At 69.9% G+C, this 5,103-nt stretch carries 4 protein-coding genes and 1 pseudogene; 2 read left to right on the forward strand and 3 right to left on the reverse strand.

Annotated features, from left to right (window positions below; genetic code table 11):
- From D180_RS06735 to D180_RS06745, 3 genes are all read right to left on the reverse strand, one after another.
- On the reverse strand, positions 1-357 hold a 357-nt coding region (locus tag D180_RS06735), incomplete at its 3' end, for an ATP-binding protein (protein ID WP_043090583.1).
- A gap of 743 nt (positions 358-1,100) precedes the next feature.
- Positions 1,101-1,640 (reverse strand): WG repeat-containing protein, encoded by a 540-nt coding sequence (locus tag D180_RS06740; protein ID WP_232760372.1) that lies wholly within the window; start codon positions 1,638-1,640, stop codon positions 1,101-1,103.
- 32 nt (positions 1,641-1,672) lie between these two features.
- Positions 1,673-3,379, reverse strand: a complete 1,707-nt coding sequence (locus D180_RS06745; RefSeq protein WP_017912194.1) for an alkaline phosphatase — start codon at positions 3,377-3,379, stop codon at positions 1,673-1,675.
- Positions 3,380-3,530: 151 nt separating this feature from the next.
- Between D180_RS06745 and D180_RS06750 the strand changes: the two genes are divergently transcribed.
- Entirely contained in the window at positions 3,531-4,871 is a 1,341-nt protein-coding gene (locus D180_RS06750) for a dicarboxylate/amino acid:cation symporter (protein WP_017909254.1), read from the forward strand.
- Between the two features lie 7 nt (positions 4,872-4,878).
- Positions 4,879-5,103 (forward strand): annotated as a pseudogene (locus D180_RS06755) (SAM-dependent methyltransferase); the annotation flags it as partial.

Raw genomic sequence — 5,103 nt, forward strand, 5'->3', positions numbered from 1 at the left:
GTCGCGGTGCTGCGCCAGCGCCAGCCACTCGCCGGGCTGCAGCGCCTGCGCGAAGGCCTGGCGCCGTGCTTGCCGCGCGGCCGCTTCCAGGCCATCGTCGCTGTCGCGCGGCACCTGCACCCGCACCACCTGCAGCGGCACCGCCAGCGCGGTGCACAGCTGCGCGCACTGCGCGGCCCAGGCGTCGGCGTCGGCATGCAGGCCGTGGTGCACATGCAGCGCACGTAGGCCGGCGGCGCGGTATGACGGCTGCTGCGCGAGCAGGTGCAGCAGCACGGTCGAATCCAGACCGCCGCTGAGGCCGAGCAGCAGCGGCGCCGGTGCCGGATCGGGCAGCGCGGTGGCGAGTGCGGACAACGGGGGCGTAGAGGCGTGCGGCGGCATCGCGTCACTGTAGACGCAAGCGCACGTCAGCGCGAAGCGTGGCATGGCGACGTCTTTGCGCCTGAGCAGCGTTGTGGGAGGAACTTCAGTCCCGATGCCTTTCAGCTAATCGCGTCGGGACTGAAGTCCCTCCCACAAGAGCAGGTGTCGGCACTCGGGATTATCCAGACTGCTTGCTGAGCCCGTTGCCCGCTCGATGCCGGCGGCCAGTGCGCGACGACCGGCCTGCGGCCAGAGTTCCGACGCCTTTCAGTTCAATGCGTCGGGACTGAAGTCCCTCCCACAAGAGCAGGTGTCGGCACTCGGGACTATCCAGACTGCTTGCTCAGCCGTTGCCTGCTGGATGTCGGCCGCCAGTGCGCGCGGCCAGAGTTCCGACGCCTTTCAGTTCAATGTGTCGGGACTGAAGTCCCTCCCACAAGAGCAGGTGTCGGCACTCGGGGCTGTTCCAAATGCTTGCTCAGCCCGGTGCCCGCTCGATGTCGGTCGCCAGCACGCGACGACTGGCCCGCCGCCAGCGCGCGACAGCGCTTGAAGCCGCGCAACGTGAGGTAGCCCCATGTGGGAGGGACTTCAGTCCCGACGCGGGGAAGTCTCACCTCGCGGACGATGCGCTTTCCGCGACATCGCGGGAGATTCAAAGAGACGCGTTGCAGAGAACCAGCCTTGGCGACCTTCTCCGCGACAACGCGGCCATGCCGCACACGATCATCGGCTCAGCGCTTGGGCGCCGGCACTTCGCGGTTGTGGCGGTCGATGGAGTACCAGCGGCCACCCTGCATCGGCGTGTGGCCTTCGGTGTCGGGCGTGCCCGCGCTGCAGCCGTCGCAGACCGCGGCGACGCCCTGCTCGAACGGCCAGGCGAAGTCGTGGACCGGCGCGATCACCTCGCGCAGTTGCCGGTCGTAGAAGCCGATGCGGCCGTGAAAGATGCCGCGGGTCAGCCCTTCGGTGAAACCATCCGGACCGTTGTCCCAGGTGATCACCGGCAGGCTGCGGCCGTCGGCGCGTACGTAGTAGAAGCGTGCGCCGACGGTCAGCAGCGCCAGCCCGTCGCGATCGAAGGGCAGGCGTCGCAGCGCCTGTGGCGTCAGTACCAGGCGTTCGTCGGCGCCGAGCCGACAGCCCGGCACCATCGGCCGATCGCTATTCGGGTCGTCCAGTCGGCAGGCCTCGATGGCCGGTTGCGCTGCGGCGGCCGGCACCGTGCCGAGCGCGGTACACGCAGCGAACCCTGCGCACACCGCAACGGCCACGCGCAGGCGGCCGCGGTGCGGCCGACGCCGCCTCATTGCGCGGTGGCGGCGCTGGTCATGAACGCCGCCGGCTTGGGCAGCTCCACCGGCACGCCGTCGCCGTTGCAGGTGCCGGCCTGGCACAGCCGCGCGCGCAGGGTCGGGGTGGCCTGCACGATCACGTGGTAGATCACGTTCTCTTCCAGACTGCCGCGGAACGCGTTGCTGCCGGGGCCGCGCGCCCAGATGCCGACGTCGTCGCCGCCATGGGTCTCGGCCTTGGTCGGCACCAGCGCTTCCTGCATGAAATCCGGGCTTTCGGTGTCGACGTGGGTCAGGTCGGGACGGCCGTTGGCTGGCTCGAAATTGCTCGGCGCATGCGGGAAGGTCTTGATGCCGGCCGGCTGCTGGTTGCTGGCGCCGGTGTAGCCGGGGCCGTTGGCGTAGCTGAGCGTGGCATAGGGCTGGCCGTTGCCGTCCAGCGCCAGGTCGCCGGTATTGGCGTCCTCGCCGCTGGTGCCGCGCACCTTGCCCAGGATCGGGTTGCCGCGCTGCGGGTAGCCGACGAAGTTCAGCGTATGCGAGTGGTCGGCGGTGACGATGATCAGCGTGTCCTCGGCCGAGGTCGCATCCGCCGCGGCCTGCACCGCCTGTGACAGGGCGATGGTCTCGTCCAGCGCGCGGTAGGCGTTGCCGGCGTGGTGCGCGTGGTCGATGCGGCCGCCTTCGACCATCAGCACATAGCCGTTCTTGTCCTGCGACAGGGTACGGATCGCGGCCTTGGTCATCTCGGCCAGGCTCGGGTCGCCATTGGCGCTGCGGTCGCGGTCGTGGTCGAACTGCATGTGGTCCGGCTCGAACAGGCCCAGCAGCGCCGGCGCGTTCTGCGCCGCTTCCAGTTGCCCGCGGGTCCACACGTAGGCGCCCTGCGGATGGCGCTGGCGCCATTCGCCGACCAGATCGCGGCCATCCAGGCGCAGGCCGACCTTGTCGTCGTACTCGGGGTCGCGCTGCTCGACGGTGGTGAACTGGCCGCGGCCGCCGGCCAGCATCACCTGCGGGCCGCGCCCGAAGCGTGCGCTCACCATCTGCTGGGCGATGTCGCGGCAACCCTCGGCCACCGCCTTCTCCGGCAGGTCGGCATCGCTTTCCCAGTTGCGCTCGGGCACGTGCGCGTAGGTCGCGGCCGGGGTGGCGTGGGTCAGGCGGGTGGTGGTGACGATGCCGGTGCCCATGCCGGCGCTGTCGGCCAGTTCCAGCCAGCTCAGCAACTGCTTGCCGAGGCTGTCGGCGCAGGCGTCGCGCTTGCCGGCGGACACGCCGATCGCGCCCATGTGGGTCTTCACCCCGGTGGTGATCGAGGTCATGGTGCCGGCCGAATCCGGCGTCTGCGAATCGGTGTTGTAGGTCTTGCTCAGCGCGGTGGCGGGGAACGCTTCCCACGACAGCTGGTTCTCTTCGCCGGAGGCGCCCTTGCGCTGGCCGTCGAGGATGCGCGCGGCGGCGACCGTGGTCAGGCTCATGCCGTCGCCGAGGAACAGGATGACGTTCTTGGCCTTGCCGCGCATCGCGCCGTTGTTGGCGGCCTTGGCGGCGCCGCTGCGGTACCACCAGGCCGGGGTCTCGCCGGCCGGATGGGCCACGGCGGGGACGACGATCGGCGCGACGTTGGCGCTGGCGGCCGGCGCGTGCGGCGTGCTGGCGCAGGCGCCCAGCAGCAGGGTGGAGGCGGCGGCGAGGGCGGAAACGGGTAGGCGCATACGCAGAACGGGTCCTGAACAACGAAGTCCCCTGCATTATGCCGGCTGCGACAAGGCACGCCGATGACATCGCGCCTTTCCAGCCATGGCGTCGTCGCTGCTGCCGGGGTGCGCTATCGTGCGAAACCCCCGATCTCTCTGGACAGCGTCGATGAAACTGGTGACGGCCTGGTTACGCATTCCGTTCTGGCAGCGCGTGGTCGCCGGCTTCCTGCTGGGCGCCCTGGCGGGCTGGGCGCTGGGCCCGACCGCGGAGACCTGGTTCAAGCCGCTGGGCGATCTGTACGTCACCCTGATCAAGATGATCGCGGTGCCGCTGGTGTTCTTCGCGGTCATCAACGCGATCTCGGCGCTGCACGGGCAGCAGTCGGTGGCCAAGCTGGGCGGGCGCACCTTCCTGTGGTTCGTGGTCACCGCGGCGCTGGCGGTCGGCGTCGGCCTGGCCGTGGGCACGGTGCTGCAGCCGGGCGCCGGCCATCTGGGCCTGCGCGTGGACAGCGCCTGGACCCCGCGCGATGTGCCCAGCCCGGTGCAGGTGCTGCTGGACGTGGTGCCGTCCAACCCGTTCTATGCGCTCACCGGTATCGGCACCAAGACCAATGCCGCTGGCGAGACCGTGCTGGCGGCCGGGCGCGGTTCGATCCTGCCGGTGATCTTCTTCGCCGCGCTGCTGGGCTTTGCCATGGTCAAGCTCGGCGAGCGCGTGGCCGAGGCGCGCAAGCTCACCAAGCAGATGAGCGAGATCATGATCCAGGTCACCCGCTTCGTGCTGGAGATGACCCCGCTCGGCACCTTCGGCCTGATCGCCGCGCTGGTCGGCGGCTACGGCTTCGGCAAGCTGCTGCCGTTCGGCAATTTCGTGCTGGCGCTGTACCTGGCCTGCGCGATCCACATCGTGGTGGTGTACAGCGGCCTGCTGCTGGTGCACGGGCTCAATCCGTGGAAGTTCTTCCGCGGCGCCGCGCCGGGCATGCAGGTGGCCTTCGTCAGTTCCTCCAGCTTCGCCGCGATGCCGGTGGCGTTGCGCTCGATCACCCACAACCTCGGCGTCAACAAGGACTACGCCGCGTTCGCGGTGCCGCTGGGCGCCAGCATCAAGATGGATGGCTGCGGCGCGATCTTCCCGGCGCTGTGCGCGGTGTTCATCGCCCAGTACACCGGCGTGCCGTTGACCGCCAACCAGTATTTCGTGGTGCTGATCGCCTCGGTGCTGGGCAGCTTCGGCACCGCCGGCGTGCCCGGCACCGCGGTGGTGATGGCCACGGTGGTGCTGAGCGCGGCCAACCTGCCGCTGGAGGTGATCGGCTACCTGTACGCCATCGACCGCGTGCTGGACATGATGCGCACCATGACCAACGTGACCGGGCAGATGCTGGTGCCGGTGCTGGTGGCCAAGGAGACCGGCCTGCTCGATCGCACCATCTACGAGGCCGCCCCGAGCAATGTCGGCCTGGAAGATCCGCCGGTCGACGGTTCCGGCCAGGTGCGTTGATGCGTCCGTGAGTACGCCTGCCGAGAGCCTGCGCGCGCAGCTGCGACAGTTGCCCGGGCTGACGCTGCACGCGGGTGTGCTGGTGCACGACGCGCTGCCGGACGACCCGTTCGAGCAGCGCTACCTGGACGTGCGCCGCCGCGAAGGCCGGCTCTACAGCGACGCCCAAGTGCGCACGCTGCCGCAGCCGCCCGGCGCGCTCGGCGCCAGCCACGAATGGCGGGGGGGGGCC

It is taken from the genome of Xanthomonas sp. SHU 166, assembly GCF_000364685.1.
GTDB lineage: Bacteria > Pseudomonadota > Gammaproteobacteria > Xanthomonadales > Xanthomonadaceae > Xanthomonas_A > Xanthomonas_A sontii.

Excerpts from the sequence above, each read along its gene's own strand:
- D180_RS06745 (WP_017912194.1), bottom strand. The coding sequence starts at position 3,379 with ATGCGCCTACCCGTTTCCGCCCTCGCCGCCGCCTCCACCCTGCTGCTG.
- D180_RS06750 (WP_017909254.1), top strand. The coding sequence starts at position 3,531 with ATGAAACTGGTGACGGCCTGGTTACGCATTCCGTTCTGGCAGCGCGTG.